Annotated in this window: 21 protein-coding genes; 10 read left to right on the top strand and 11 right to left on the bottom strand. The window is 40.8% G+C overall.

Going from position 1 to position 26,587, the window contains the following annotated elements; all coding sequences use genetic code 11:
- Nucleotides 1-41: 41 nt before the first annotated feature.
- The 5 genes from ACM0OX_RS15130 to ACM0OX_RS15110 form a co-directional block, all read right to left on the bottom strand.
- On the bottom strand, nt 42-1,715 hold the full coding sequence (locus ACM0OX_RS15130; protein ID WP_414515795.1) for a lipase/acyltransferase domain-containing protein: 1,674 nt from the start codon (nt 1,713-1,715) through the stop codon (nt 42-44).
- Nucleotides 1,716-2,553: 838 nt separating this feature from the next.
- Nucleotides 2,554-2,859 (bottom strand): hypothetical protein, encoded by a 306-nt coding sequence (locus ACM0OX_RS15125; RefSeq protein ID WP_094352832.1) that lies wholly within the window; start codon nt 2,857-2,859, stop codon nt 2,554-2,556.
- A gap of 287 nt (nt 2,860-3,146) precedes the next feature.
- Nucleotides 3,147-5,366: a CHASE2 domain-containing protein gene (locus tag ACM0OX_RS15120; protein WP_414515794.1), complete on the bottom strand. Its 2,220-nt coding sequence runs from the start codon at nt 5,364-5,366 to the stop codon at nt 3,147-3,149.
- Nucleotides 5,367-5,510: 144 nt separating this feature from the next.
- Entirely contained in the window at nt 5,511-6,260 is a 750-nt protein-coding gene (locus ACM0OX_RS15115) for a DUF928 domain-containing protein (protein ID WP_414515792.1), read from the bottom strand.
- Between the two features lie 272 nt (nt 6,261-6,532).
- Nucleotides 6,533-7,210, bottom strand: a complete 678-nt coding sequence (locus ACM0OX_RS15110) for a Mo-dependent nitrogenase C-terminal domain-containing protein (protein ID WP_414515791.1) — start codon at nt 7,208-7,210, stop codon at nt 6,533-6,535.
- A 512-nt stretch (nt 7,211-7,722) separates the two neighbouring features.
- Here ACM0OX_RS15110 and ACM0OX_RS15105 point away from each other — a divergent pair.
- From ACM0OX_RS15105 to ACM0OX_RS15080, 6 genes are all read left to right on the top strand, one after another.
- Nucleotides 7,723-8,823, top strand: a complete 1,101-nt coding sequence (locus ACM0OX_RS15105; protein ID WP_414515789.1) for a glutamate-cysteine ligase family protein — start codon at nt 7,723-7,725, stop codon at nt 8,821-8,823.
- Between the two features lie 555 nt (nt 8,824-9,378).
- Complete coding sequence (locus tag ACM0OX_RS15100; RefSeq protein WP_414515787.1) at nt 9,379-9,735, top strand: hypothetical protein; 357 nt, start codon at nt 9,379-9,381, stop codon at nt 9,733-9,735.
- 429 nt (nt 9,736-10,164) lie between these two features.
- Entirely contained in the window at nt 10,165-10,704 is a 540-nt protein-coding gene (locus ACM0OX_RS15095; protein ID WP_414515786.1) for a Dps family protein, read from the top strand.
- 316 nt (nt 10,705-11,020) lie between these two features.
- The gene (locus ACM0OX_RS15090) at nt 11,021-11,788 is read left to right on the top strand and encodes a ChaB family protein (RefSeq protein WP_322638300.1); all 768 of its coding nucleotides are present in this window, start codon (nt 11,021-11,023) and stop codon (nt 11,786-11,788) included.
- Between the two features lie 372 nt (nt 11,789-12,160).
- Nucleotides 12,161-12,394 carry a hypothetical protein gene (locus tag ACM0OX_RS15085; RefSeq protein ID WP_094352841.1) on the top strand — a complete coding sequence of 78 codons (234 nt, stop codon included), beginning with the start codon at nt 12,161-12,163 and terminating at the stop codon, nt 12,392-12,394.
- Nucleotides 12,387-12,668 carry a hypothetical protein gene (locus tag ACM0OX_RS15080; protein ID WP_414515784.1) on the top strand — a complete coding sequence of 94 codons (282 nt, stop codon included), beginning with the start codon at nt 12,387-12,389 and terminating at the stop codon, nt 12,666-12,668. The genes ACM0OX_RS15085 and ACM0OX_RS15080 overlap by 8 nt, the downstream gene beginning before the upstream one ends.
- A 231-nt stretch (nt 12,669-12,899) precedes the next feature.
- On the opposite strand, the gene ACM0OX_RS15075 is transcribed toward ACM0OX_RS15080, so the two are convergent.
- From ACM0OX_RS15075 to ACM0OX_RS15055, 5 genes are all read right to left on the bottom strand, one after another.
- Nucleotides 12,900-14,117, bottom strand: coding sequence for a glycosyltransferase family 4 protein (locus tag ACM0OX_RS15075; RefSeq protein ID WP_414515782.1), 1,218 nt, complete (start codon nt 14,115-14,117; stop codon nt 12,900-12,902).
- A gap of 57 nt (nt 14,118-14,174) precedes the next feature.
- Nucleotides 14,175-15,707, bottom strand: coding sequence for a response regulator (locus tag ACM0OX_RS15070; RefSeq protein WP_414515781.1), 1,533 nt, complete (start codon nt 15,705-15,707; stop codon nt 14,175-14,177).
- The gene (locus tag ACM0OX_RS15065; protein ID WP_414515780.1) at nt 15,707-21,673 is read right to left on the bottom strand and encodes an AAA family ATPase; all 5,967 of its coding nucleotides are present in this window, start codon (nt 21,671-21,673) and stop codon (nt 15,707-15,709) included. The genes ACM0OX_RS15070 and ACM0OX_RS15065 overlap by 1 nt, the downstream gene beginning before the upstream one ends.
- A 260-nt stretch (nt 21,674-21,933) precedes the next feature.
- Complete coding sequence (locus ACM0OX_RS15060) at nt 21,934-22,566, bottom strand: response regulator transcription factor (RefSeq protein ID WP_414515779.1); 633 nt, start codon at nt 22,564-22,566, stop codon at nt 21,934-21,936.
- Entirely contained in the window at nt 22,563-23,399 is an 837-nt protein-coding gene (locus ACM0OX_RS15055; RefSeq protein WP_414515777.1) for a S1C family serine protease, read from the bottom strand. Before ACM0OX_RS15055 ends, ACM0OX_RS15060 begins: the two co-directional genes overlap by 4 nt.
- A gap of 56 nt (nt 23,400-23,455) precedes the next feature.
- Here ACM0OX_RS15055 and ACM0OX_RS15050 point away from each other — a divergent pair, with 56 nt between their 5' ends.
- Nucleotides 23,456-23,764 carry a hypothetical protein gene (locus ACM0OX_RS15050; RefSeq protein WP_414515776.1) on the top strand — a complete coding sequence of 103 codons (309 nt, stop codon included), beginning with the start codon at nt 23,456-23,458 and terminating at the stop codon, nt 23,762-23,764.
- On the opposite strand, the gene ACM0OX_RS15045 is transcribed toward ACM0OX_RS15050, so the two are convergent.
- Entirely contained in the window at nt 23,694-24,596 is a 903-nt protein-coding gene (locus ACM0OX_RS15045; protein ID WP_414515774.1) for a S1C family serine protease, read from the bottom strand. The two genes, ACM0OX_RS15050 and ACM0OX_RS15045, sit on opposite strands and share 71 nt — an antisense overlap.
- Nucleotides 24,597-24,902: 306 nt before the next feature.
- Between ACM0OX_RS15045 and ACM0OX_RS15040 the strand changes: the two genes are divergently transcribed.
- From ACM0OX_RS15040 to ACM0OX_RS15030, 3 genes are all read left to right on the top strand, one after another.
- Nucleotides 24,903-25,751 (top strand): uroporphyrinogen-III synthase, encoded by an 849-nt coding sequence (locus ACM0OX_RS15040; protein ID WP_414515772.1) that lies wholly within the window; start codon nt 24,903-24,905, stop codon nt 25,749-25,751.
- Nucleotides 25,752-25,860: 109 nt separating this feature from the next.
- Complete coding sequence (locus tag ACM0OX_RS15035) at nt 25,861-26,172, top strand: ferredoxin (RefSeq protein ID WP_334695450.1); 312 nt, start codon at nt 25,861-25,863, stop codon at nt 26,170-26,172.
- 25 nt (nt 26,173-26,197) lie between these two features.
- The gene (locus tag ACM0OX_RS15030; RefSeq protein WP_414515770.1) at nt 26,198-26,401 is read left to right on the top strand and encodes a hypothetical protein; all 204 of its coding nucleotides are present in this window, start codon (nt 26,198-26,200) and stop codon (nt 26,399-26,401) included.
- The last annotated feature ends 186 nt before the right edge of the window (nt 26,402-26,587 follow it).

Here is a 26,587-nt window from a genome sequence, read left to right as displayed (position 1 = left end):
ACATCGCCCTTCAGTCCACCTTCAATCAATCTTCTGAAAATTTATGCCTTAACAAGTGTTGGTGTTACTTTTGATACGCCCAATAAACTGAAAATTCTTGCAATCACGTCTGGGTGTCGTAGAATTGCGTTATGGCTTAAATCAATCCCTTTTTCTACTAATCCTGGAGCTTCAGTCCCTTGAGGTTTAGCAAATGGATGTGGGGTTATTGTTTGGCCTGGTACATCTGGGTTTGGCTGCCATGTCCTAAAGTATGCCAAGCTTCCGTATGCAACTACTCCATCTCCTGAATTAGTGAGTCCATCATCTGATATCAGTTGTTGTGTTCTATCCGCTTTTTCTAATCTTACTCCGTTTATGACAATGAAGTTTCCGTCCTCCACAGGCTCTTCGGGTGTACCCAAGTAACTCGCTACTTTGAGTTCTCTTTTTTCTTGATAGTAGTATGCTCCTACTGGTGACTCAAAACCAGTTGAATAAATGACATCTACGTTCTTGACGGGTGGGCTTGTTACCGCTTTACTCCCGAATTCTCCATCACTGAAATTCGGATCTTGTTCATAATAATCCTTGATATATTTCAGCGTCGTACTTTCGGCTCCTCCAAGTTGTAATATCTTTTCGGTTGTTTCCGCTCTAAAGTCACCGGAAGCGATTGTCTGTGATTCAGCAACACCTTCATTTCTGATAAACGAAAAATCTGTTGTGTTGAAATACTCGTACTGCGCTTTTGTGACTGGCAGTAGCGAAGGAATGCTAGAAAAGGATTGTAATGCCTTTTTAATGCCCGATAAACTTGCTCCTCCTAAATTAAATCCATCATCTGTTGACAGCAGACGAATTGCTAGTGGCGCACCTATCCACGGTGGGCTAACTGCTACGTATCGTTCTATATGTTTATCTATCCAGGCTTGTCCTGCGGAGGGATCGTTTTTGATCCACTCTAAGAAATATTGCGTCACCCTATTTCCCATACTGTGGGCTATTATGACCACAGGTGTAGCTGGCTTAAGTATGAGTGGTTTGGCTTTGTATAATTCCTCTATGGTACTCTTGAGTTTAGAGAAATATTGATATCGCTGTTCCAAACCTGCTGGGCTTATTCGCCAATCATAAGGAAGGGCTACCAAATTTGCGGGCAACGCAGCTGCTTCGCCTCGGTACTCATCAGTGTCTAATAACGCAGTTACTAGTTCTGAAAAGTAATTCACTTTTTGCAAACCTGCGTACAATTCCTCCAATTTTTTACGATTCTCTCCAAAAGAGATCGCTATTAATGCTTTTATATCGTTTAGCTCCTTTTGAGAAACAGCTAAATTTTTAATCCCCTGTATTCCATCTACAAATCGATTAAATTGAATGTCTGGGTCATCTTCTGTTAGCGGCGGATTTTGGTCTGTTTCTACTTCTGGGGTTATGCCATTACTATCCTTTAATTTCAGGTTCTTTTTCCAATTTGTTACAACAGGATTTTCGGGAGGTTGATCTGTTTTGACAGGATATACTGGTGCATTAAGTCCGACTATATTTGATGGCGGATATTCCACGTCTGTCTGTTCATCTACTTTCTGAATTGTTTGACCTGGTGGTGGTGGTGCCATATCTTGACCGACCCAAAGTTTACCGCCTGTCACGCCTTCTTCTGACTGATTTTTATTATGTGTTTTTAGCCTCGATCCTGCTAGTCCTGGAATCAATATTACGGGATTAACCATTTGTCTTTTCCTTTCTTACCTGAATTTACACAGATTCAAACTTGAAAACTGATATGTTTCTTTTTGCTATTGGACAGGAATACTATTTGATATTTGATGTATAGGGCTTTGAATTTTGTTCTTGACCCACTATGCCGACTAACTAATATCATGTACGGTGGAAAACTTCTTATTAGAATTGACGCATAGATACAAAGACGCATAAATGCTCAGGTATTTTAATAACCAGTAATTACCGTACTTGATATGACAAGAGCCACATTAAACTTCACTATCTATTAGATAGCTATCAAGCTAACCAATTCCTATAAATTGGTCGTTAACTTGATAAAAGCATGCTTTTCTATAACTTGCAAGCAGATAAAAGACGAAAGAAGATTCCTAAAACTTTAAGAAACTAAATAACAGTAACTTTAGCAGTTAGCTATAAATTTTACTTTGAAACTACGTAATAATTCTTTTTTCATATTCCCAAGCTGCACAGCTGATTTTAGCCTGTAGACCATACCTAAAGGGCATAAATAGTGTCTAAAGTGATTACTATATATTGTTGCTTTTTTTGCTAGTCTATAAATTTAAGTATTTTTTTATACTAATTTTTTCGAGATATAAAAAAGTTCAGCAGACAGTTAAATAACTACATTAAGAGACAGTTAAGACAGTTAAGACAGTTAAGAGAATTAAAATAGTTAAAAAAATTAATAAAAGAAGAGATTAATTGTTTATTTTTTTACTTTCAACAGATAATATTTTATAAATCTTTAAAGCAGTAGTTTAAATAAAAATCCCTGCCACAGATAGTTGACAGGGATAGCAGTTTTTAGCTATGGCTTGTCTCTTAGCTAACAAAATCTTTGTGAGCAGCGACAAGCATTTGAGCCTGCCTTAAAACGTTTCCAAATAAATAAAAAGGAATCTGCCAAGCTGCAACGGTAACTTCTTTGACTATATCCTGTACGCTAATTGCGATTAATTCATGCTCTGGCGGCTCTCCCTCAACAGTACCAGACCAAGTAAAAGCTAATAAAAAATCATCGTCTCCAGGCAAGGATGCAATCAAACATTCTTCTGGTGTTGGTTCGCAAATAATTCCATAATCATTTGCAAGTTCTACTAACCTTTGAAATTTGTTTCCGTTTGTCATTTGTTCTTAGGATGTAATTGAATCTCAGTTTTAGAAGAAATCATATTTTTAACTCCAGAACTCAAGTGAGTTGCTACATAGCAGAAATTACGAATTATTAATTATTCGTTGAAACTTATGAGTTATTGGAGTTATATCTGGCTTAAGTCCAAAATCTTACCGCGATCGCTTGGTTCTATCAGCAACAATTGTTACTGTTTTAGAAAAAGCTAAACTACCTACTTTTTCGGTTTACCCTATTTACATACACCTCCATTTGTTACCATTTCAAGATTGATGCCTGAATCTCACCCAGCCTGACGCAGTGCATTGAGAATTGCGTCAGCTTTTGGAGGAACTGCTGTAAACCGAAGCAGAAAAAGATGCTCGTCAACATTAGACTGTTCGATCACCTTGGCATAGATATCTTCTTCTGTAGCCATTTCTGCTTCAATCAATAACTTGAGTTTGAGATTACTTAAGAGTTCTAAAGAATGTAGCGAAAGCAGCTGCGCTCCTTTTTCTGAGAGGCTAATCAATTCCCCCATAAATACTGTTCCTACTGCATGTTTCCCCTGCAAAATGGAGTATTCTACAGGCACTTTTTGAGTGAGAACGATCCTTTCTTCATCATATTTAGGCAAGAATAAATTATATTTACCGCCAATGCCACGAATTTCACAAATTGTCACAGGGTATTTTATTCCCTTTGGTTCTATTTGTAGTTGCCCAGCAATTTGAAGGTCAATATTGGCATCCTTACAGGTATTTTCGGAAATTAAAATTTGTCCTCCCACGGTATAAGACTCAATTCGAGCAGCCAAATTAACATGACTGCCAATGACTGTATATTGAGCGCGTTTTTGAGAACCAACATTCCCCGCCACAGCGTCGCCTGTATTAATTCCGATTCCCATTTCGAGGATTGGGAAATTCATTTGCTGATTTTGTTTGTTCACTTGCTCCATTGCCAATTGCATGGCAATAGCACAAGCGATTGCTCGTTCAGAATCATCTTTGCGACTAATTGGCGCACCAAAAATCACAAAAATACCATCACCCATAAACTCATTAATCGTGCCTTTATACTGGTTAATTACATCTGTCATTTTTCCTAAATAAAGATTCAAAATCTTTACTACTTCTTCCGGGGGCAATTGTTCGGAAATAGCCGAAAATCCTCTTAAATCAGACACGAGAACCGTAACTTTTCGGCGTTCTCCTCCTAGCTTTAACCCGGAAGGAGTTTCGAGGATATTGGCGACGATTTCATCAGTTAGATAGCGGCCGAGGGTTTTTCGCATCTCGGTAGCACTTTGAGCAATATACTGAGTAAGTGCGATCGCAGAACCGACAAAAGCCAGCATTGAAGGGATAACGGGAATCCACCAACCAGCTAAAAACGCCAAAAAGCTGCCACCAATTAAACCGCCACCTGCCAACAAAACACTAATAGCCATGAGGATTTTCTGGTTGCTACTGTGGCGTTGCAGCCAACACAAGCTAGCACCAATAATTGACCAAATCAAAATTGATAGCCATTCTAACGGCTCAGGTAAACACTTAATCGGTGGACGACCTTCCATTGCCGCACTTAAAATTTGACTAATCAAATTAGCATGAATTGTTACACCCGCCATTCGTTCCGGGTCAGTCAAGACATTACTGCTATAAGGCGTATAGAATAAATCTTTCAAACTCTCAGCGGTAGCACCAATTAATACCACCTTATCTCGCATTAAATCTCGTGGGATGCGGTTCTCTTGCACTTCGGTAAGAGAGACTTTAGTAAACTGCTGTATCCGTCCTCGGTAATTCAACAGCACTTGATAACTCCCCGCATCGGCTCGAACATAACCTCCATCATTAGCTTCAAAAATTGGGAAAACACCCCGATTTAACTGCAAGTAATTAGAGTTAGTTGCTGATGGCTTGGCAGTAATACCTTCAGGTTTTAAGTACAACAATGCCAGTTTTAAGCCAAAGCTTTCCAGAATCTCATCATTATTTAAATTTACGTACAATAATGCTCGCCGAATTTTGCCATCTCCATCTATGGGTAAATCATTCGACCCAATTTGATTAAGTTTCTTCAGTTCTGGAGATGAATCAACCGCCGAACTATCAATCGTATCAGAGACTTTTTGGACTCCAATCAAATTAGGAGTAGATTTGAAAACCTTAAGTAAATCTTGATAACCGGGATTGACGGGTAAATCACGATAAATATCTAAACCAATCGCTCTAGGTTTTTGCTGTTTGATTTTCTCTAACAAACTAGCAAGTTTTCCATCAGGCATAGGCCATTGTCCCTGCTTGCGGACATCTGCCTCATTAATCTCAACTATGACAATGCGGGTATCAGCCGGCTCTTGTGGACGGAGGAGAAAAAATTGATCTAGTGCTGCCAATTCCAACAATTGCAGTAATCCAGTCAAGCGTATTGCAATCACCAGAGCTGTAATATTGGGAACAGCAAGTAAAACACCCCGCCATTGCCAGATGTGCGGTTTCAGCTTTGCCCACATAATATTTAGTGCTGAGTGCTGAGTGCTGAGTGCTGAGTTAGGAGTTAGGAGTTAGGAGTTGGGAGTTGGGAGTTGGGAGTTGGGAGTTGGAAGTTGGGAGTTGGGAGTTTTCCCAATGTCCAATACCCTTTTTTAATTTTGTGGTTAATTCTTAGATGTGCAACAATCAATCAATGGTTCGGAAGCGATCGCATTCAAACCTACAGACTTGAAAAATTGTCTCCAATCCAGCCTTGCTTTGAAATTATTTGGCTCAGTCTGGCGTAGCTGCACCAAACTAGTCAGTGCTTCATGCCAAATCCCAGCTTCTGCATAGATAGTGGGCAACTTGTACAAATTTGCCTTTGCTAACGCTTGCGACAAGGTTGCTCCTGGCTGAGTGCGTTCCACCCAACCATCTACAGTTGGATTTCCACTAGAGTCTTGAGTATTACAAACAATTGTTAGATACCAGTGATAAGTTTTACCTACAGCAAGTGCAGGGGCATTGTCAGGAAGTTTAAAGCTAATAATTCCTGGTTTATTTGGAAGTGTAAAAGAGGTTTCATAAAATATATTCTGGTCTTCAGTCAAGAGCAAAAACTTGGCTGTTTTGAGTTGAGATGGAGGTATATACCAGAAAAATGTTGGATGTTGAGCAAATGTCAGCCCTAATTTATCTGGGGGTATTAAGGGAATTATCAGTTTTTTGCCTGTTAGGCAAGAGCTACCACGGGTAGAACCACCAGCACTTGCGGGAGGTTTTCCCCGCTGTGGTGGCTTAAATGTTTGACTAATTTGCCAAGTTTTATTGGCATGGTACGACTGAGCTTGTACCTGTGCTGTTAAACCAGAAAGTAAATACAAAGGTAAGGAAAAGGGTACAAAATATAGAGATGGTTTAATCCCTTTCATATTGATGATGCCTGAGTTCTAGATTAGTCAGGTGAATAAATCAAGTATTCCCAAAAGCAGAGTCAGATTTTTCACTCAACTACAGAACTATTTATTGGGCATTGGGGATAAGAGGCAGGGGGCGGAGGGGCGGAGGGGCAGAGGGGCAGAGGGGAAAAAAAACTTACTGCAACTTATCCTCGGTAACAGAGCGCAGCCTCTCGTAGAGAAGTGCTGCTCCCATGCTCCCATGCTCCCCTGCTCCCCTGCTCCTCTGCTCCCCCACTCCCTACTCAAATATATGGCGATACATCTTCACCGCATTTATCTGCTAAATAGGAGAGGGCACGAAAACGTAAGCCTACCAGTTGTTCATATAACGGGTTAATTTTACACATCGGTGGTATATGCACAATCTTGCGTCCAAATAGGGTGATATCCCGTTCAAAGGGACACTGAGCGGGAATCATTTTACACAAAAAGCGGGCTACTCTTGGGTCTTGGATATCTAGCCCATCGAGCCAGTCTTGCAGGGGGTGTAGGGCATTAATTTGACGCTTTGTTAGCCCAGGGCTGGCAATAGTGGGGGTAATTTGCTGTGGGTATTCCAGAGTTTGGCGAAGGGCTTCGAGTAACTCTTCTGGCTGTTCTAAGGCTTGGCAGAACTGTTGCAGAACCTCGTCTTCGCTGGGAGAATAAGTACCATCTGCGATCGCTACCATGATCGCTGTCCTTAAGAAATTTTCGGCGGCTGGCGTACCTTTACCCAATGCTGCGGCTAATTCCTCTGCGGTAATTACCTCTAGTGAATCGAATTTAATCTTAGGAGCTAATTCATTTTCGGTGATGCTGGCAATTAATTCCTGTTCTTGGTCATCAAAATTACCATCAGCCCAAGCAATAGTAAGCAGTCCACGCAACCAAGCGGCAATCTGTTCGCTGCTGTAGGGGGATTGAACGGTACTTGTCATAAACTCACGTCTCAAGCTTTCCTCAGTCACTACTACGCTACCCTACCCAGTAGACTTCTTGCATAAGTCGGGTAAAGGGTAAGGGTTAAAGGGAAAAGGGATAGAATTAACATTCCCCTTTAACCTTTCCCCCTTTCCCGACCTCTTGCAAAAGGCACTTTTGCAAGAGGTCTAGTGACTATGAAGATAGTAGAAGCAACACAGAAAAATAAATCAGAGAAGTTTTCAAATCGCAACAGTCGGTCTTAAGGTAAAATCCATTTGTACCGTTATTGAGAATTTTTCTACTTAAAGTGAATTCGATTGGAGTATCTCAAATATTTATAAGGTTCAAGACTGTAATTTGCGCTACAGAGTGATGGAGTTTTCTAAGTATGCGAACCTGCCAGCTAAATATCGCCGACGCTTTTCTCTAATGAATCGTTTACTGATGTTACTTGCTTCTCTATAGGATTGCGATCGCTTGGCATTAGTTAAATTAGGTTAACTCTAAAAAATTAAGGTATATATTAATGTTTTTCTTTGGCATTGAACATGAAGTCGCTTTCCTAAACAAAGAAGGAAAGTTTGCTGATTTTTCTCACACAAAATTTGCTGATTTCAATCAAATTATTGCAAGGCTACCTACATACCCCAGTGACTATCCTCAACTCCGCGTCGGCGATGCGGGTATTAAGATGAAGAGATGGTACATTGAGGGATTTGAAAGATTTGCAGATTCTGATGAAGTGATAGATTGTCATGTTAAAGGTATTGAAATTAGAACAACTATCCATTCTAATATTCAAGGTGCTATTACTGAATTATCAGAAAGTTTTGACTTGCTACGTAAGGTTGCCGCTGACTTTGGTTTATCACCAGTTTTAGTTAGTTTCAATCCTTACAATCCAGCTTTTGAGCCTCAACCCCCATTAAACAACTATGAAATCAAACAATTAGAAGCTTATCCTGACGAACAAACTGCTAATATTCACATGGTATCTTATGGGCCAGATTTAAATATTTCAGTGGCAAATTTGTCAACTGAAGATGTGATTGATATTGGCAGAAAGTTAACTTATTACAGTCCCTATATAGTTCCTTTTAGTTATAGCTCTCCCTTTTATAATGGAGGTTTATGGGATGGACTATCGGTACGAACATTTATCAGAACTGGAAAAAGACCAGCTACTCTGGTTTTTGTTCAAAAAGAAGAACAACTGATTAATAGCATACCTGCCTTAACAAAAATCGCCCGCATTCCGGCGGAAGTGGGACGCATCGAATTTAAGGCTTGTGATAGCTGTGATGATTTTTTAATCTATGCAGCTTTGCTGATATTATTGAAAGGTTTGGTATTAGATAAAACCTTGCCAGGTAGAGCAACTGTACCCGATGCAGCCTTACACCAACTTTCCGCAAAAGAAGCATTTGACAACGAAGATATTTTTGAGAATGCCACAAAAGTCTTGCAAGCAGCCGAAGTTGCTTTGGGAGACGATCCAGATGTTCATTATTTGACACCATTAAAAGGGCTACTGGCGAAGCGAAAAACAAGATCCCATGAATTAATAAAAATGTTCCATCGGGTAAGTTCAATAGAAGAGGTAATAAGGCAGACTTATCAAGTTTAAAGAAAAGATTTATTTTTCTCCTTTTATGAAAGGAGATTAAGGAGAATCTTTATATAAATTGATACTTTACAAATTGACTCTCAAGTGCATAATCATTAAAATTCTTGGAATTGGATAAAGTCAAGCTAACCGAACATAAATAGTAGAGCCATTACTCTGCCAAAACTAGATTAAGTCGATATACCTAGAGGATGATTTTATTGCAACTAAAGATGCAGTAAACTTCATTCTAGAGATTGATGCAGACGTTAGCTTTTTCAAAGTAAAAGTGTAAACAGGGAACCTGAAACGAAGAATTTCAATTATGAAATCTAATGATTTTGTGAAATCTAATGATTTTGCTAAAGAATTAAGGTGGTATTTGCTTATTATCCCTTACTAATCCGATGCAGAAAGACAAAAGAAATTTCTTCGTCAGGTTCGTTTTTCAAGAACTTCTAAATTGAAGCGGAGCTTGCCAGTTTTATTATTGCTTAAAATTGTTAAGTAAAGGTATATGCTTCGCTCTTTCAGTGTAAAGTTCTGCGTTGTTAAAGCTGTTATCGAGGATTTCAAATGAAGACAATTGCTTCTGTTTTATCTACTTTCCGTCCAGTACGTTTTCTAGTAGTGGCTTTTACTTGCGCCATAGTATTATTCTCTAATGCTTTTCCTGCTTTTGCAATTGATAGTTACCAAAGTAACCCCACCGAAGGTACTACACAACTGCTTGACATTCAGCGCAAAACTGACGAAGCTGCTAAAGAACCACCACAAGGATTGAAACAGGTTCAAAAAGAGTCTAATAAAGGACTCAATGAGGTTCAAGGAGCAGCTGATATTGACAAGCAAAAGCGTCCTGAAAATTCTCAGGGTGCAAAATCTGTAGAAGAAAAAGCAAATAATTTGTTAGACAAAATTACAGGTAAGTAACAGAGTTAATACCTTAGTAATTTTTCATTAATAATGGGTGATTGCGTAAAAGCAATCACCCATTATTATTTATTATAGTAATATAGGACTCCTATTTAATTTTTGAACAAGACTCAGTACGGATCTATACCTTCATTTCCTGTTCCCTATTCCCTATTCCCTATTCCCTGTTCCCTGCCCACGCAAGTAAATTCAGGAATCAAATCGGATTCCTATATCTCTATTTTTTTTAGCTGATAAAAAGCAAGGATATATAGCTAATTGATATTGATAAATTATCTATCGACCGAATAGTACTACCTATTAAGGCATAGGTATAACTATGTAATGTAAGAACTAATCTAAACTCATAATGTTTCCTTTGGTTGATGTGGATGATGTGGAAAATTTGGCAAATTAATAAATAAGTTTGCTTAGGGATGGAAAATAATGCGTGCGATAAACATTGGTTTGACCGAAGAACAGCGTCAAGGTGTAATTAATCTGTTGAATCAAGATTTGGCAGATGCCTATTTACTGTTGGTGAAAACCAAAAAGTACCACTGGGATGTCGTTGGCCCTCAGTTCCGCTCTTTGCACCAGCTTTGGGAAGAACACTATCAAAAGCTGACTCTAAATATTGATGCTTTGGCAGAGCGGGTTCGTGCTTTGGGTGGTTATCCAGTTGGCTCATTGGAGGGATTTCTCAAAATTGCTACCCTCAAGGAACACGCTGGTAATGTTCCCACTGCAACAGGAATGGTAGCTAATTTAGTGGACGATCACGAGCAGGTTATTCGTAATTTGAGAGACCATGTGGATCAGTCTGGTGAAAAGTTCCACGATCAGGGAACTGCTGACTTTTTAACTGGACTACTCGAACAGCATGAAGAGATAGCTTGGATGCTCCGTTCATTTATTGAAGGCGAGGCAATAGACGCAGATGGTAGAAAGCCAGCAGCAGGGGCTAAGACTCCCGTAGGTGTATAGCTACATCTGAGTTAAGGATGGCTGCATCTGACATCAGTTGAGGGAGGATTAATTCTTCCCTCAATTGATGTGAAAGAATTAATCTGCCTGCATCTACCTCTTCACGATGCCGATTTTGGAATTGAAAATTGGTTCGTGCGACAACACAACTTGACGCTAGTTGTCTCGAGTTGAGAGACGCATCCATACGACTAGTTCCTTTATGTCGGGGAATCCATCCACTGTATGGTTCCCCGTTATGAGTGCAGTCAATCTAAAATCCAAAATTGATTGGTCATCTTTATTGCAAAAACAACATAATACAGGGAGTTTTTAAGTGCCAGAAGTATATAAAGCAGAACGTACCATTTCTGCTGTATTCAAAGAGCAGAAGCAAATTGATGATGTAATTCGACGTTTATTAGACAGGGGTGTGCCTAGAGATCATATTTCGGTCATGGGCAGAAACTTCCAGTCGGAAACGAGAATCGCTGGCTTCATTAGTAAGAAAGATGTGATTCTCGGAGGCTTGAGAACAGGAGCAGTTTTTGGTTCCTTGTTTGGTTCCTTTCTCAGCTTACTTACGGGTGTAGGCGTACTGTTTATTCCCTTTGTTGGGCCAATTGTGGCAGCAGGGCCTATTGGTGCAGTGCTATTGGGGGCTGCTAGTGGAGCGATCGCAGGTAGTGCAGGTGCCGGTCTAGTATCGGTTCTGACTACTTTGGGAATGCCAGAAGATAAAGCGGCTATCTACCAAACTCGCTTACAAGCTGGCGAATTTTTCGTCATGGCAGAAGTTCCGAGCGATCGCACTGGCGAATTTCAATTGCTGCTCGAAAGTGCTGGTGGCGAAGAAATTAACACGATTGAGAAAACTCTGGCTCGTTCTTGTTCTGGACAGTGCAACAGTCCAGCAGACTTGTCGCCTGAAGTTCGCGCTCATCTTTCTGATGAAGCCCAGAGTACATTTATTGAGCGCTATAATGCTGTACTCAATGAAAGAAGTGACGAGTTCACAGCCGAACAAGCTGCTTGGGAGACTATTCACCAGCAATATGATGAAGATGAAAATGGTGTCTGGTCTAAAGCTAAGGTTAAAGCGTGAAGAAGGGAGGAGGCAGAAGTCGAAACACTACTTCTGCCTATCCTGTTAAACTACTGTGCAAGACTAGATATCAGGAATTTATAACAAATAAATTATCCAATATTGTGGGGTGGGCTTTATGGCTTACCCCACAAAAAGTAAGTATATTGGCAATAATATTGGAATATTTGTAGATATTTATACGTATTATGGCAAGCGATCGCACTTAGATATAAATTACCTACTTTGGGACTAGTTCGCATAACTTTGGGTACATTACCGCAAATGCGCTGATACTTAAATTTCCCCTCTTCATAAATTCCGCAAAAACACCGTTACGCTATTTCTGCTTGTGATCAAAACTTAGAGCATCCAGTTTATGAGGGCGGATTTATGACCAACCCTGTAAAGACGGTTATCCAAGTCAATCTGGAGATGGCTCTAGAAGTAGCTCAAGAATTGGAGCAAGCTCCATACACTCAACTCGGTGCTTATTGTTTGGAAATTTTACGGGAAATCGGATGTGCTGGTACTGAACTCCCTGTTAACTTACAAACTCGCGATCAGCAGCTAAACTTCATTACAGGCTTTGCATCTTATGCTTTTGGGGAGGTACAAAGTGTATAAAGCATTAATCGATGATATATTTTCTGATTCCGAAGATACAGAAGAAATTACTTTTCCTGCTACAGATGAAGATTTATTAATCTTAACAGAAAAGTTTTTAGGGTTTGAAATCCCCTCAAAGGTTTTCTTACAAGCTATAGCCATTGCTGATTACGACGGTGCAGCTGCTTTTCGCTACGTTGATAATTATTTGATTACTCTCAAGAATAAAAATAAGCGTAAGCAGAAGAAATTACTTGTGTTAGGTTGTTCGACTAGATTTGAAAATAATTGACGTGCTTATTTCCCAGCTAACTAAAAACCAATACGATTTAGATAAGATAATTTGCACAACCGATATAGAGACGTTGTATTGCAACGTCTCTACACATATTTGTCCCCCAGAGACAAGAAAGAAGAATTAGAAATTATCTAGAGTTAGTGGTGAGAGATTTTTGAAGACAAGCATTTTTAATGTGTGCTAATTACGAATTACGAATTACGAATTACGAATTACAAATTAGTATTACTCTCTCCCAAGACAAACTTGTTCATAGCTTTTACCAGCAATATCCCAAGTGAATTCTGTTTCTACCAGTTCTCTGCCATTGTGAGACAATTCTGAACGCAGATGTGGACGATCGAATAGTTGACTAATAGCGGTGACGTACTCTGCTGGTTTATTGGCTCGTAATGCCCGTAATGGATGACTAGCAACATCTACAGCTAATCCCTCTAAGCCGCGATCGCTGGCTACTACAGGTATACCAGCTGCCATTGCCTCTAAAGTTTTATTTTTAATACCAAACCCAGTCCGCATCGGTACAACGCAGATGGTGGCTTGATGTAAATATTCTGCCATCGAAGGTACACGTCCCAGCACATTAATTCCTGGTTTTTTATCAAGTGCTAAAACTTCTGCCACTGGGTGAGAACCGACAATATCGAAAGTTGTATCGGGATAGAATTTTTGGATTTCTGGCAAGACTTCGTTGCTGAAAAAGCAGACAGCATCAATATTTGCTAAATTATCCATTGCACCAATAAAAATTAGGCGATGTCCTCCGGGATCGGTGGTACGCCTAGGAAAAGAAACTAAATCTACGCCATTGGGAATAACTGTAATTTCACTATTGGGGTTAAATTCTTGTAGTTGAATTTTATCTTCTTGTGTTGTCGCCACAATTGCCGAAAATTTAGCGCAGTAGGTCTGCTCATAACGCCATAAAAGTGGCAGATTGATTTTGTCTCGTAGTGAATTTTCGGAAATGCCTGTTGCTAATTGGTTCTGACAGGTAGCGTAAACAGAACTATGAACATTAACTATAGTTTTTAGCTGTTTCTGAAAATGTGGCTGCACATAAATCTCATTGACGCTATGTTCGCAGGTAATGACATCACATTTTCCCGCTTCCACCCAGTTATTAACCCATGTTTGCATCTCAACTGAGTAGCGGTCAAGTACGCTTGGCGGTGTTCCCTGCTGCAAAAATCTCCCAAATCGCTGTATTTTCTTGAATATTCCGGTGTTTCTAGAATCTGGCCGACGTTCAAAAATAACTAGACGATCTACACAATCGCGTAATCCTGCTACTTCTGCGTCTGTAACATCGCTCTCGCGTTGAGTCGCGAGGGTGACAGCATGGCGTTGACTCAAGTACTTGAGTAAATTAAACGTCCTAACTTGGGTTCCTCCGCGCGTTGGTGGGTAGGGAAAGGTGGAAGATAGCATTAAAATGTTCATACAAGCGATCGCTTTGTAACTAAAGTGTTTTTACGTTCGTTTTCAAAAGTTTTTGGTTTATGCAAAATATGACGGTGCAGCCACAGTCAATTCTAAAGGGTGCGATCGCATCGGAATTTTAATCATAAACTCTGTTCCCTGACCGGGTGCTGAAATGCACGTTATTTGACCACCATGTTTAGAAACAATAATTTCCTGGCTAATCGACAAGCCTAAACCCGTGCCTCTACCTACGGGTTTTGTCGTAAAGAAGGGGTCGAATAGGCGATCGCGTACTTCCTCTGTTATACCGGGGCCAGTATCGCCAATCCAAATAGTCACAAACTCATTGTCAGTTACTTCGGTGCGAATCCGAATCGTACTGCGGCAAAAGTAAATTTCCTGGGGCGATCGCTCTTTATCGTACTCCTCTAAAGCATCAATTGCATTCGCCAGTAGATTCATAAACACTTGGTTGAGTTGTCCTGCATAACACTCCACAAGCGGTAGGTCGCCATACTCTTTTACAAGTTGAATACCTAGTTGGTTAGAACTGGCTTTAAACCGATTGTGCAAAATCAGCAGCGTGCTATCTAGCCCAGCATGAATATCCATCGGCTTCATTTGGGCTTCATCCACGCGGGAAAAAATCCGTAACGACTGAATGATTTCGCGGATGCGGTCAGCCCCAACCTTCATCGAACTCAGCAATTTGGGTAGGTCGTCACTCAGAAATTCTAAATCTATCGCCTCAGCCAGTTGTTGAATTTCAGGTAGCGGTGAGGGAGTGTACTTGGCATAGAGGTTTAAGAGATCGAGTAAGCCTTGGGTATATTCATAGGCATGAGTCAGATTCCCATAGATGAAGTTGACGGGATTGTTAATTTCATGGGCGACACCCGCCACCAATTGTCCCAAACTGGACATTTTCTCACTATGAACCAGTTGGCTTTGAGTTTCTTGAAGTTGGCGAAAGGCAAGTTCTAGCTGATTAGCTTGTTCTCGATAGCGTGCTTCTGATTTCTGCAATGCTTGCTCTGTACAAATGCGCTCTTGGATTTCTTGTTGCAACAGCTGATTGGATTGTCCAAGTGCAGCCGTTCTTTCTTCCACCCGTTCTTCTAACTCAGACGTGAGTTTTAAAAGGGCGTTCTCTGCCTTAGCCCGCTCTTGAATCTCCTGCTCTAGATGCACATTTTGCTCTTGCAGTCTTTTGGTCAGATTTCGGATGCTTAAATGGATTTTGACACGGGCTAAAACTTCTTCATGCTGAAGCGGCTTAGTGATGTAATCCACCGCCCCAAGATTCAACCCTCTAACTTTATCCACCGTCTCAGAAAGCGCCGTCATAAAAATTACGGGGATGTCTTTAGTTGATTCTTGAGCTTTCAAGTGCTGGCAAGTTTCAAACCCATCCATTCCGGGCATGAGTACATCTAACAAAATTAGATCGGGGAGAGCATATTTGACCTGTTCAATTGCATCCTCACCATCCTGCGCTACTAAAACCTGGAAGCCAGAATCAGCCAAGAAATCGAATAACACCCCTAAGTTTGTCGGGTTGTCATCAACGATTAAGATAATGCCATTTTCGATATTGGAAATACTCATTAATTTACTCCTACATTTTTTAGAATTTCACGAATTTTTTTAACTTGAAAACCTTTAGCTAATTGACGTAACTCTAGAGAAAAAGATGCATATTTAACATCCAATTTTTCCAATTGATTAACTCGTTCTACAATACCTTTGAGATCGCCTTTCATTGCTAAATTCAATAGAATCGCAATTTCGTCTGCCGAGGGAGCTACCAATGATTGCTCAGAATTTTCTGCTTGATTACCTTTAGATACTTGAGTTTCCCCATCTTCATAAATCCATTCCAGGTCTAAGTGATACCGTAACTTTTCTAAAAGTTCTGTTATGCGGATGGGCTTAGGTAGAAAATCATTGCAACCCGCCTCTCTACTTTTGTTGAGATCGAAATCAAAAACGCTGGCAGAAGTGCCAATTATTATTACATTCTTTAGTTCAGGCGATCGCCTAATGCGACGTGTAGTTTCAAAGCCATTCATTTGAGGCATCATCAAGTCCATTAAGATACAATCTGGATTTAATTCAAATGCCTTATTGAGACAATCTTGACCATCTACTGCTTCTATCATTTCAAACCCTAAAGGCAATAGCATCTTGACCAAAATTGCCCGATTTTCTGGTCTGTCATCTGCCACGATAACTTTCCGCATCTCGCCTTTAAAACTTTGGATATTTCGTTGCTCTTTTTTGATCGCATCAGCGTATTTAGAAACTTCGGGCAAATCTAAATCAAAGAAGAAAACGCTCCCTTTTCCTAAGTTACTCTTTACCTGGATTTCGCCACCCATCATCTGAACTAATTGGCGGGTAATTGCCAGTCCCAATCCTGTTCCTTCTGCTTTGCGATTGTGATCTCCTACCTGCTGGAACGGCAAAAATATCTCTTCTAATTGTTCTGGTGCCATACCAATTCCTGTATCTTCCACCTGAAACCGAATTTTACCTTCTTGATAGCCGACTTTGAAAGCCACGCCTCCAGTTTCAGTAAACTTAACGGCATTACCTAGTAAGTTAATCAAAGCTTGCCGCAACCGTTTTTCATCAGCCTTGACACCTATAGGAAGTTGAGTAATCTGTTCAAAAATTAAGCAAATACCTTTTTGTTCGGCGCGGATACGGCAGATTTCGGCAATGCCTTCGAGAAATTCTGGAAAATGAAAATCCGTTAGGTGGAGTTCCATTTTTCTCGCTTCAATTTTAGAAAGGTCTAAAATATCATTGATCAAGTTTAAGAGATGGTCGCCACACTGATGAATAGTGCCTATACTATCTTTTTGTGAGTTAGTTAAACTTTTGTCTCGTTTGAGGATTTGGGCGTAACCCAAAATGCCATTAAGTGGTGTTCTCAGTTCATGGCTCATGTTGGCGAGGAAATCGCTTTTAGCACGGTTGGCTGATTGTGCAGTTTCTTCTGCTTTTTGCAGATGCACATTTTTTTCCTGTAATTCTAAAGTTCGCTCTTGTACTTTGGCTTCTAAACTGGTGTTGGCTAATTTCAAGTCTTTATAAAGACGAGCATTTTCAATGGAAATTGCCGCTTGAGAGGATAACAGTTGTAATACTTCTAAGCGGTCTGATGTGAATGCACCAATAGTGAGATTATTTTCTAAATAAAGGATGCCACTAAGTTTTCCTTGATGGATAAGCGGTGTACATAAAACCGATTTGGGTTGATGGGTGGCGATATATATATCTGTTGTAAATGTTCCTTCATGAGTTGCATTACTGAGGACAACATTTTCTTTAGTTCGGGCTACATAGTTAATCAGTGAAATTGGTAGCTGCTGACTGGTTGATACTGAAATTCCTTGTAGCACAGTTACATCGTTTTTGTCTACTGCTCCTGATGCTTCTATTAGCAGTTCTCCTGATTTTTCTAAAATTAAGTAGCCTGTTTGAGCGCCAGCATTCTCTAGTACAATTGTCATTAATTTAGCGAGCAACTTGCCCAAAACTATTTCACCAGAAAGGGCTTGAGATGCTTTCATAACTGTGGCTAAATCCAGCGAGTCTGAAGCATTTTCACTCGTAGAGCTAATTATCCGAGTCACGTTCGTACTGACGGTTTCTCGTTTTGATATCCGAAATAGTTGGGGATATCTTTTTTCCAAGTCTTTGACTTTTGCCTTCGCTCCCCAGCAACCATATCCATAGTAGGCATCGTTGAGATAGGTATTAGCAACTTTCTCTCTGCCACAAGCGAAATAGAACTCTGCTGCTAGTTCCGAGGCTAGGGCTTCTTCTTGAATATATCCATGTTCTCTGGCTCCAGTTATAGCTCGGTCATAAAACGCGATCGCTTTGGCATCTTGTTGCAATACTCGTGCCTTTTCTGCTTCCACTAGATCGTACTTATGCTGATAGTTGGCAGGAGAATGCAACGCCCATTGCTTCATTTTTTTCTGCTGCGCTATCACTTGACTGAAATATTGTTGGCGACCACTTTTTGATGCACTGGGATACAAAGCTAGGAGAGTCAGAGAGGAGTAAAACTTGTGTTCGGCTTTATACATCAACCCTCGTCCACCTTGTTCGTATTTTTCTGCTAGCAAGGCATCCTCAGCAGCGCGATCGTAATTTTTAAATAAATAACCTAGAATCAGTTTAGAAACATAGATAGGATAAATAGCCATGAAATTATTGCTATTTATCAGAATTGGCAACATTTTATTTTCATCAAAACTTTCGCCAATTAATCGATATGGCTCCGCCGTTTTTTTAATTAAATTTAAACCTGTTTGTCGGACTATCTGAGCATAGAGAATTTGAAATTCTTGTTTGGTTCTTTGCATTAAAGCAATATAACGCGCCTGTTTCTGGAGAGCTATTTCTAGATTTTCACCGATAAAAAACAAATGCGTACAATAAAAACAAGCCGAATAAGAAGCATATTCTAAATCTCCTGTTTCTAGCCCTCTTTGGACACCCTCAATTAACGGTTCTATAGTATTAATAGCTGGCTCTTTCCAATGCCTGATAAAATAATTAAATGTTTCATAGATTTTCGCCGTCATCTCCTTAGCATTAAATTGATTTAACAGCTTTAAGCCTAGCTGACCGAATTGATAACCAGAATCCATGTCTTCAAAAGCGCCACATAGGAACATTCCATAAAGTACATACGTATAAGCTGACAGAGGAGAGTTCCCATATTTGAGACAGAGATTGGTCATTTTAAAAACGACCTGGGGATAAAGTTCGGGAGCTGCAATATAAACCGGAGGAATCAGATTGATCAAGACTCGCAGTGCAGCTAATTTATAAACATCAGTCATTTCTGGCAATTCTGTTAAATCCTCAATTCGTTTCCCTCCTAAATTCAATCTAGTCAGTCTCGTTGGGGGGTTTTCTGATAAAGGCAACCCTAGCATTTTTAGCACTTGCATTCCGGTATTTAACGCAGCTTGCATTTGGTTTTTAGCAATATAAAACTGCATTTTTGTCTCGTACACCTGGACTCGATCGAGTAGGTTTTTTGCCCGTGCTAAAACTACATCAGAAAGTATTTCTGCTCGCTCGAAATTAGTGTTGAGGAATTCTACTGCTGCTGTTTCTACATAGAGATTGAGTGTCATGTCATACTGACACTGCCAACTATCTGCTGCAAGTAGTTCCAAACCTACATTCAAATATTTAACAGATGATTCATACGCTGTTGCTGCTTTTGCTTTCTGTCCAGCTATAAGATTGAGTTGAGCTAGCCTATCTTTTTGAGGCTGTTGGGTGATGAATTCAGCACCAACATTAAGTTGGTTGACAATTTCAAAAATGTTTTCTTCAATATCTTTTTCTGAGGTATGTATTAGTAGCAATTCACCAATTTTTAGGTGAGTCTGTTTTTTCTGGTCATCTGGAATGAGAGAATAAGACGCTTGCTGTACCCGGTCGTGTAAGAACTTATAGGTAATGGGTGATGGGGGCTGGTTAATGTGCGATCGCTTGTTCTCAGTCTCCATTTGTTCTGAGTCGAAAACGAGCGGTGTTTTGTAGGAATTGTTGAGGGGTAAAACCAAACCTGATTGCAGAGCTTCCCACAAATCGGCTGCTGTTTCTGACTGAGATGTTTTATTAATAATCGCCAACATATCTAAAGTAAATTTGTCTCCAATACAGGCGGCAAACTTTAACACGTTCTGTGTTTTCTCAGATAGTTTTTGAATTTGGCTGACCATTAATTCAACGACATTATCAGTGATATTAACTCCCTGAATAAACTCAATATTCCATTGCCAAAAACCGCCTTCAAAGTCAAAATATAATAAATTATCCTGATAAAGAGATTTGAGTAACTGAGTTAAGAAAAAGGGGTTGCCTTGGGTTTTTGTAAAAACTAACTCAGCTAGCGGCTTTACCTTTAAAATCTCACTACGAAGAGTATCGGCTACTAACTGATTGACGTGAGCGATATCCAAAAGCTGGAGGATAATGTTATTGACGATCGCACCAGTCTGTTGAATCTCCTCCAAGGTCTGAATCAAAGGATGAGTGGCATTTACTTCGTTATCTCGATATGCACCAATTAGCAATAGATATTGGCTATCTGGGTCGGTCATAATTAACTGGATAAGCTTGAGGGAAGCTGAATCTGCCCACTGCAAGTCATCCAGAAACAAAACTAGCGGATGTTCGGGTTGACTAAATACATGAATGAATTGTTGAAATACCCGATTAAATCGATTTTGTGATTCTGACGCTCCTAATTGAGGAACTGCTAGCTGCGGGCCAATAATCCCTTCTAATTCGGGAATAACGTCTATAATCACTTGAGCATTCGAGCCAAGGGCATCTATTAGTTTTGATTTCCAAACGGCTATTTGCTCATCGGTTTCTGTTAGCAATTGCCGCATCAAATCTTGAAATGCTTGAATTAGGGAAGCAAAAGGAATATTCCGCTTAAACTGGTCAAATTTACCGGAGATAAAATAACCGCGCTGGCGGACAATCGGTTTGTGAACTTCGGAAACTAGGCACGATTTCCCGATGCCTGAGTAACCAGAAACTAGCATCATTTCCGTAGTACCAGAACTGACGCGATCGAATGCTTCTAACAAAGTAGCAACTTCTATTTCCCGTCCGTAGAGTTTTTGTGGGATGGAAAATTGGCTGTATGAATCTAGTTGACCGACAATAAAGTGGGAAATCTCGCCATCTCTCTGCAACTGAGTTAGACAGGTTTCTAAATCGGCTTTTAGTCCGAGAGAGCTTTGATATCTATCTTCAGCAGTTTTAGCTAACAATTTCATGACAATATCAGAAACCGCTGAAGGAATTTTGGGATTGAACTCTTGAGGCGTTATTGGTGTTTTGGCAATATGGCAATGAACAAATTCCAGAGGGTCGGCTGCATTAAAGGGCAGCGAACCTGTCAGCATTTCATAAAAAGTAACGCCTAAAGAATAGAAGTCGGTACGGTAATCAATTGACCGATTCATTCGTCCGGTTTGCTCCGGTGACATATAGGCGAGAGTGCCTTCTAATAAATTGGGATTGCTGATGCTTTGATTTTCTTTTTCTAACCGCGATGCAATACTGAAGTCGATAATTTTAACTTGCCCGGTTTTTGGGTTAATAACGATATTGTCAGGTTTAATATCTTTATGAATAATTTTGGCTTGATGCAGTTGAGTGAGAGTGGATGCTAGCTGAATCGCTATTGTGAGAAATTCGGTTAATGATAATTGGCGATCGCTAATATACTTTTTCAGAGATTCTGCACCAAAGTCTGCCAAAATTAGGGCTAGACCGTTATGATGATTTTCTAAAGCTAAAGACTTAACAATTCCTTCTATATCTACTAATGTCTGTGAGATTTTATATTCATGTCTGAGTCGGGTTAGTTCTTCGAGGCTGGGATACTCGGCTTTCAGGGCTTTAACGATCGCAAGGCTTTTGTCTAAATCCTTGGAAGCGCGATAAATAACGCTATTCACACCTTCATGCAGAGCTTCAATAAAGTTGTAACCGGGAAGGACAGGTATCATTTTTCTAAGCTTGAGTAGTGCTTTATTTAGGATTCCCAGCCAACCCAAAATTTCTCTAAGGCTAAATAAAGCTCAACATTTGGAAATATACTCTGAATTCTGTATTAGACCTCTTGCACAAATGCAAAATTCGCCCTCATCCCCCAACCCCTTCTCCCAATTTTGGGAGAAGGGGAGCCAATTTCAAAGTCCCTCTCCCAAGCTTGGGAGAGGGATTTAGGGTGAGGGCTTTTGATTCTTACAAGAAAGAAGTCTAAAGATTAAAGCATAATCAAACCCAGTCGCACACCCATAGCAACAGCCTCAGTGCGGCTAGAGACACTGAGCTTCTGAAAAATGGATGAGAGATGAAATTTGACGGTATGCTCAGAAATATGCAGGTGTTTCGCGATCGCTTTATTTCCCAACCCCGATCCAAGCATTCCTAAAACCTCTATCTCCCGTGGTGTCAAGCTTTGTACGGGATTCGTTACCACTTTTTCGCGGATAGACAGTAATTCTACAGCATCGGGGTGCAGCACCAGTAAACCAAAAGCGATCGCTTCCACAGCCGCGACAATTTCTGACTCTGTACTAGTACTGGGCAATATCCCGCGAATACCAGAACGTAACGCCGTCTCTAAGTCGATGCTGTCGAGTTCTTCAACAATGACGATCGTTGCAAATGGATATTGCTGTTCTTGAATAACCAGCAATTTTTCCCACACCGCTTGTTGAAAATTCCCGCTCAAATCTACCAGCACCACATCTGGCTGTAATTGCCCAACTTCAATCGCCAAGACATCCAAATCGGATGCACTCCCCACAACCGTCAGCCGAGGATTGGTTGTCACCACAGTTGATAACCCTGCTCGCACCACAGGGGAAGTAGCAACCACCATCACTCGGATCATGTCGCCTCCACAGCAGTTTTATCGGACTGCACGGCAACATAAATCACGAATTGCTGTCTACCGCGTAAGAGTTGTAGCGGCACAGATCCTTTACTTTCATGGAGATATTTGGTTAAGTCATTCATGCTAGTGAATAATCGCCCCGAAACTCCAATTAAAACATCGCCGATTTGTACACCAGCATTTTCTGCCGCACTGTTAGGTAAAATTGACAGCACCAATAAACCCAAGCTACGCCTATTTAAAAGCACAGGTTGCAGTGTAACTCCCAACTGCGGACGACTATTTCCCTGTAAAAAATGCTCAACGGTGTTGCTGGGAACTGCCACAGCCAAACCATTAACAATCATCGTATTAATTCCCACAACTCGACCGAGACAATCGGCAAGTGGCCCCCCAGAATTACCAGGATACAGCCGCAAATCGGCCATAACTGCTCGTGGATTATTTGCATGGATAATTCCAGTTGTCACAGCGCCACTGTCAGCAAAGGGATTACCCACCGCCAAGACTAATTCACCCACTCGTAGCGCTTCAGAATTACCAATAGTTGCAGCAGTTAAATCAGTGGCGACAATTTTCAGGGCTGCTAAATCTTGCTGCGGATCGAATTGTGTGCGCACCGCATCAAATACCCTTCCATCTGCCAATTCCACAGTTGCGCGATTGCTGGTTGCCACATGGGCATTAGTGATAATTAGTCCGTCAGGTTGCCAAATTACACCAGAACCGACTCCCAGAGAGCCGCTTTTTACTTTGACAGTGCGATCGCGCAATTTAGTAGCTACCTCTGTCAATTCAGCAGCGATGTTAGTTAATGTTGTGTTTGCCATGTTATACAGTTTTTGAGCGTGTCAAAGTAAAATCAGTAAAACGTTCCAGCAAAAAGGTGCAAGTTCCGAGTTCAGAAGCTCAACGTTCCAGTAAAAAGGTGCAAGTTCCGAGTTCAGAAGCTCAACGTTCGAGCAAAAAAGTGGAAGTTTCGAGTTCAGAGGCTCAACGTCCGAGTAAAAAGGTGGAAGTTCCGAGTTCAAAGGCTCAACGTTCGAGTAAAAAGGTGGAAGTTCCGAGTTCAAAGGCTCAACGTTCGAGTTCCAAATTACGAATTACGAATTACGAATTACGAATTACACAGGCCGTTCGCCAACTGCGATCGCTAACTCAATTAACACTCCACCCCGGACAACTTGGACGTTGACAGCTTTACCAATGCGATCGCTACTATTGAGCAGCGCCAACACATCACCTGTATCGCCCACAGTTACGCCATCGAATGTTACCAAAACATCGCCAAGCAATACACCTGCATTGTCAGCAGGCCCCGCAGCCTCAACATTGACAACAATTACCCCAGTTGCCGAACTTAAATTGAGAGCAGTTTTTAAATTCTTTGGTAAACGTACAGGTTGCATTCCCACACCCAAGTACCCTTTAGAAATGCGTCCTTTTGCTACTAATTGCTCAACCACGCGATCGACTGTAGCAGTGGGAATTGTCAGAGCAGTACCACGCCGCCCCGATGTATTCATCCCTACCACAAAACCCGCCGCATCTACGAGCGGCCCACCCGCAAACCCAGAGTAAAGGGTGATGTCTGGGCGGATAAATTGGTCAATATTCCCGCCATTCATACTCCGCCAAGCACCGCTAATCACACTCACTGCACCCATCGCCGCCCTTAAGTCACCTTCGCCACCTCTTGCCAGTCCCAGTACCAGATGACCAACTTTCAGCGTTTTAGCATCGCCAACTTTGGCCACAGGTATTTCTGCATTTTCTAATTTAAAAACAGCTATATCGGTGCTAGAGTCATGACCAACGAGTGTTACTGGTGCAGTACTACCATTTGATAAGGTAATGGTGATATCGTCATAGCGCTGGAGACACTCATCAGAGGTAACAATAATGCCATTACGCCAGTGAATGCCACTTGGGGAAACACGTGTACCGCCATTTACCGCAACCACAGCACTTCCAGCTTGTTCTACGGTGTCAGCTAAACTGTTGGACAAAGCCAGTAATGAAGACATAAGATTTTTGTGCAAACGTTTTTAGATATTCAGATCGTGCCGTTTGATCGACACAGATGACATCGGAAAAATGGGGAGAATTCACCCTAGAAAAATGGCTAGGATTTACATCAGCTTTTTGGTGTTGCTGAATAGACATAGGAGTGAAATTAAATATGCGTTATCCAGAACCCTTGTAGAGACGTAGTAATGCTACGTCTCTAGATTCTTTTTCTGATTTGAAGCGATGTACATATTCGGTGAAAGGGAAAATTTCAAGCGTATTGCGTTCTAAGGTGGAATAGCAATGAAATGGGAGATGAAACAATGCACACCGAATCAAGAGAAATCAACCTGTTGACTCCATCTAGAAACTTACCTCTCTATGGCAAGAGAATTTTAGTAACAGCACCGAGAAATTATGCTTATAGGTTATCCGAACAAATCATCAAAAAAGGTGGTTTACCTGTTTTCATGCCTACTATCGAAACCTGCTATTTATCAAACTACACTCAGTTAGATGCCGCTTTAGCCGATATAAACGAATTTGATTGGATTATCTTCACAAGTCGAAACGGAATCACAGCATTTTTTCAGCGTATAAATGATTTGAATATTCCTATATCTTTAGTACAAAAATGCAACTTATGTGCATTAGGAAAAGATGCAGAAAGCTTATTGTCTTTTTGTGGCAAGGTGGATTTAATCCCAACAGAATCTAGCCCAACCGGAATTGTGGCTGAATTAGCGAAACTTCCACAAATTCATGAGAAAAAAGTGCTGATCCCGGCTCCAGAAGTTGTTGGTTTACCTGAGCCTGATGTTGTACCCAATTTAATTACAGATTTGCAACAATTGGGCATAGAAGTCACTCGCATACCCACATATATTACGCAAGGCTTAGATAAAACTATCTACGGTATGGAATTAAATTTGATGCGTGAAGGAATTATTGATGTAATTGCCTTTAGTAGCACGGCGGAAGTAGAAAGCTTTTTGACAATGGTCAACTCACAAAGCGATTACGAACATTGTGTTATTGCATGTTTTGGCCCTTATACAACTGCTAATGCCCAAAAGTTGGGTATGAATGTCTCTATCGTGGCTAGAAATTATAGTTCATTTGAGGGATTTGCTGAAGCGATCGCAGCATTTTTTACTCTTACTTCCGATTAAAACTAAGCGTCTCAAGATGTAAAATAATCAACCAGATTTCACTCTAGACTAGCTGCACATAAACCCGTAGTATCAAAAATGGAGTTTATATTGAGTTAGGAATTTTTATATGGCAACTTACAAGGTTACATTACGTATCCCAGAAGGCGATCACGCAGGTGAACACGTAATTGAAGTCCCTGATGATGAGTACATCCTAGAGGTCGCTAACGAGGAATATCATCTGGACTTGCCTTATTCCTGTAACGCTGGTTCTTGCTCTACCTGCACCGGCAAGCTGATTTCAGGTACAGTTAACCAAGACGATCAGAATTTCCTAGACAACGATCAAATTGACGAAGGATGGGTTCTCACCTGCGTTGCCTACGCTACTTCTGATTGCGTTATCGAAACCCATCAAGAAGAAGCGCTTAACGCTTAAGAACGGGTAAGGGTTAAGGGGATTAGTGTCATACTTAAGCCCCAACCCTTTTCAAATCTTGTTTCTCCGGCTGAAAATGCTGCTCATTGGGTTACGGCCTCCGTTGCTGGCGGTAGAAGCCGTCCATCGTATACGTTACCTTAAAAAAGGTGTGGAAATTAAGTTGCGATCGCAAATGGGTTTAGATGTGCAGCAACTTTTTGGTAATTTGCATTCTCTGAAAGATTAACCAAAACTTACAACCGCTCTAAGTCTGGATAAAAAAGGGGAAAGATAAGGAGACAGATGAGTTTGTTGTAGGCGCAGAATTATGGAATATCAGCGCTCACCCCAACCCTCTCCCGGAGGGCTACGGTGTATACACATCTTTGTATAAAACCAAAATCGTTGAAGATCCCCCTAAATCCCCCGATAA

The organism is Nostoc sp. PCC 9305 (genome assembly GCF_963920915.1).
Classification (GTDB): Bacteria; Cyanobacteriota; Cyanobacteriia; order Cyanobacteriales; family Nostocaceae; genus Nostoc.
Note: the sequence above shows the minus strand (reverse complement) of the source record. Positions and strands in the feature narration are given on the sequence as shown.

Bases quoted from the DNA above. Each gene is read 5' to 3' on its own strand.
- ACM0OX_RS15105 (WP_414515789.1), top strand. From the start codon at position 7,723: ATGTTTTTCTTTGGCATTGAACATGAAGTCGCTTTCCTAAACAAAGAA.
- ACM0OX_RS15120 (WP_414515794.1), bottom strand. From the start codon at position 5,366: ATGTGGGCAAAGCTGAAACCGCACATCTGGCAATGGCGGGGTGTTTTA.
- ACM0OX_RS15110 (WP_414515791.1), bottom strand. From the start codon at position 7,210: ATGACAAGTACCGTTCAATCCCCCTACAGCAGCGAACAGATTGCCGCT.
- ACM0OX_RS15125 (WP_094352832.1), bottom strand. From the start codon at position 2,859: ATGACAAACGGAAACAAATTTCAAAGGTTAGTAGAACTTGCAAATGAT.
- ACM0OX_RS15060 (WP_414515779.1), bottom strand. From the start codon at position 22,566: ATGATCCGAGTGATGGTGGTTGCTACTTCCCCTGTGGTGCGAGCAGGG.
- ACM0OX_RS15115 (WP_414515792.1), bottom strand. From the start codon at position 6,260: ATGAAAGGGATTAAACCATCTCTATATTTTGTACCCTTTTCCTTACCT.
- ACM0OX_RS15040 (WP_414515772.1), top strand. From the start codon at position 24,903: ATGCACACCGAATCAAGAGAAATCAACCTGTTGACTCCATCTAGAAAC.
- ACM0OX_RS15045 (WP_414515774.1), bottom strand. From the start codon at position 24,596: ATGTCTTCATTACTGGCTTTGTCCAACAGTTTAGCTGACACCGTAGAA.
- ACM0OX_RS15070 (WP_414515781.1), bottom strand. From the start codon at position 15,707: ATGAGTATTTCCAATATCGAAAATGGCATTATCTTAATCGTTGATGAC.
- ACM0OX_RS15065 (WP_414515780.1), bottom strand. From the start codon at position 21,673: ATGATACCTGTCCTTCCCGGTTACAACTTTATTGAAGCTCTGCATGAA.
- ACM0OX_RS15130 (WP_414515795.1), bottom strand. From the start codon at position 1,715: ATGGTTAATCCCGTAATATTGATTCCAGGACTAGCAGGATCGAGGCTA.
- ACM0OX_RS15055 (WP_414515777.1), bottom strand. From the start codon at position 23,399: ATGGCAAACACAACATTAACTAACATCGCTGCTGAATTGACAGAGGTA.
- ACM0OX_RS15075 (WP_414515782.1), bottom strand. From the start codon at position 14,117: ATGAACATTTTAATGCTATCTTCCACCTTTCCCTACCCACCAACGCGC.
- ACM0OX_RS15100 (WP_414515787.1), top strand. From the start codon at position 9,379: ATGAAGACAATTGCTTCTGTTTTATCTACTTTCCGTCCAGTACGTTTT.
- ACM0OX_RS15085 (WP_094352841.1), top strand. From the start codon at position 12,161: ATGACCAACCCTGTAAAGACGGTTATCCAAGTCAATCTGGAGATGGCT.
- ACM0OX_RS15035 (WP_334695450.1), top strand. From the start codon at position 25,861: ATGGCAACTTACAAGGTTACATTACGTATCCCAGAAGGCGATCACGCA.
- ACM0OX_RS15095 (WP_414515786.1), top strand. From the start codon at position 10,165: ATGCGTGCGATAAACATTGGTTTGACCGAAGAACAGCGTCAAGGTGTA.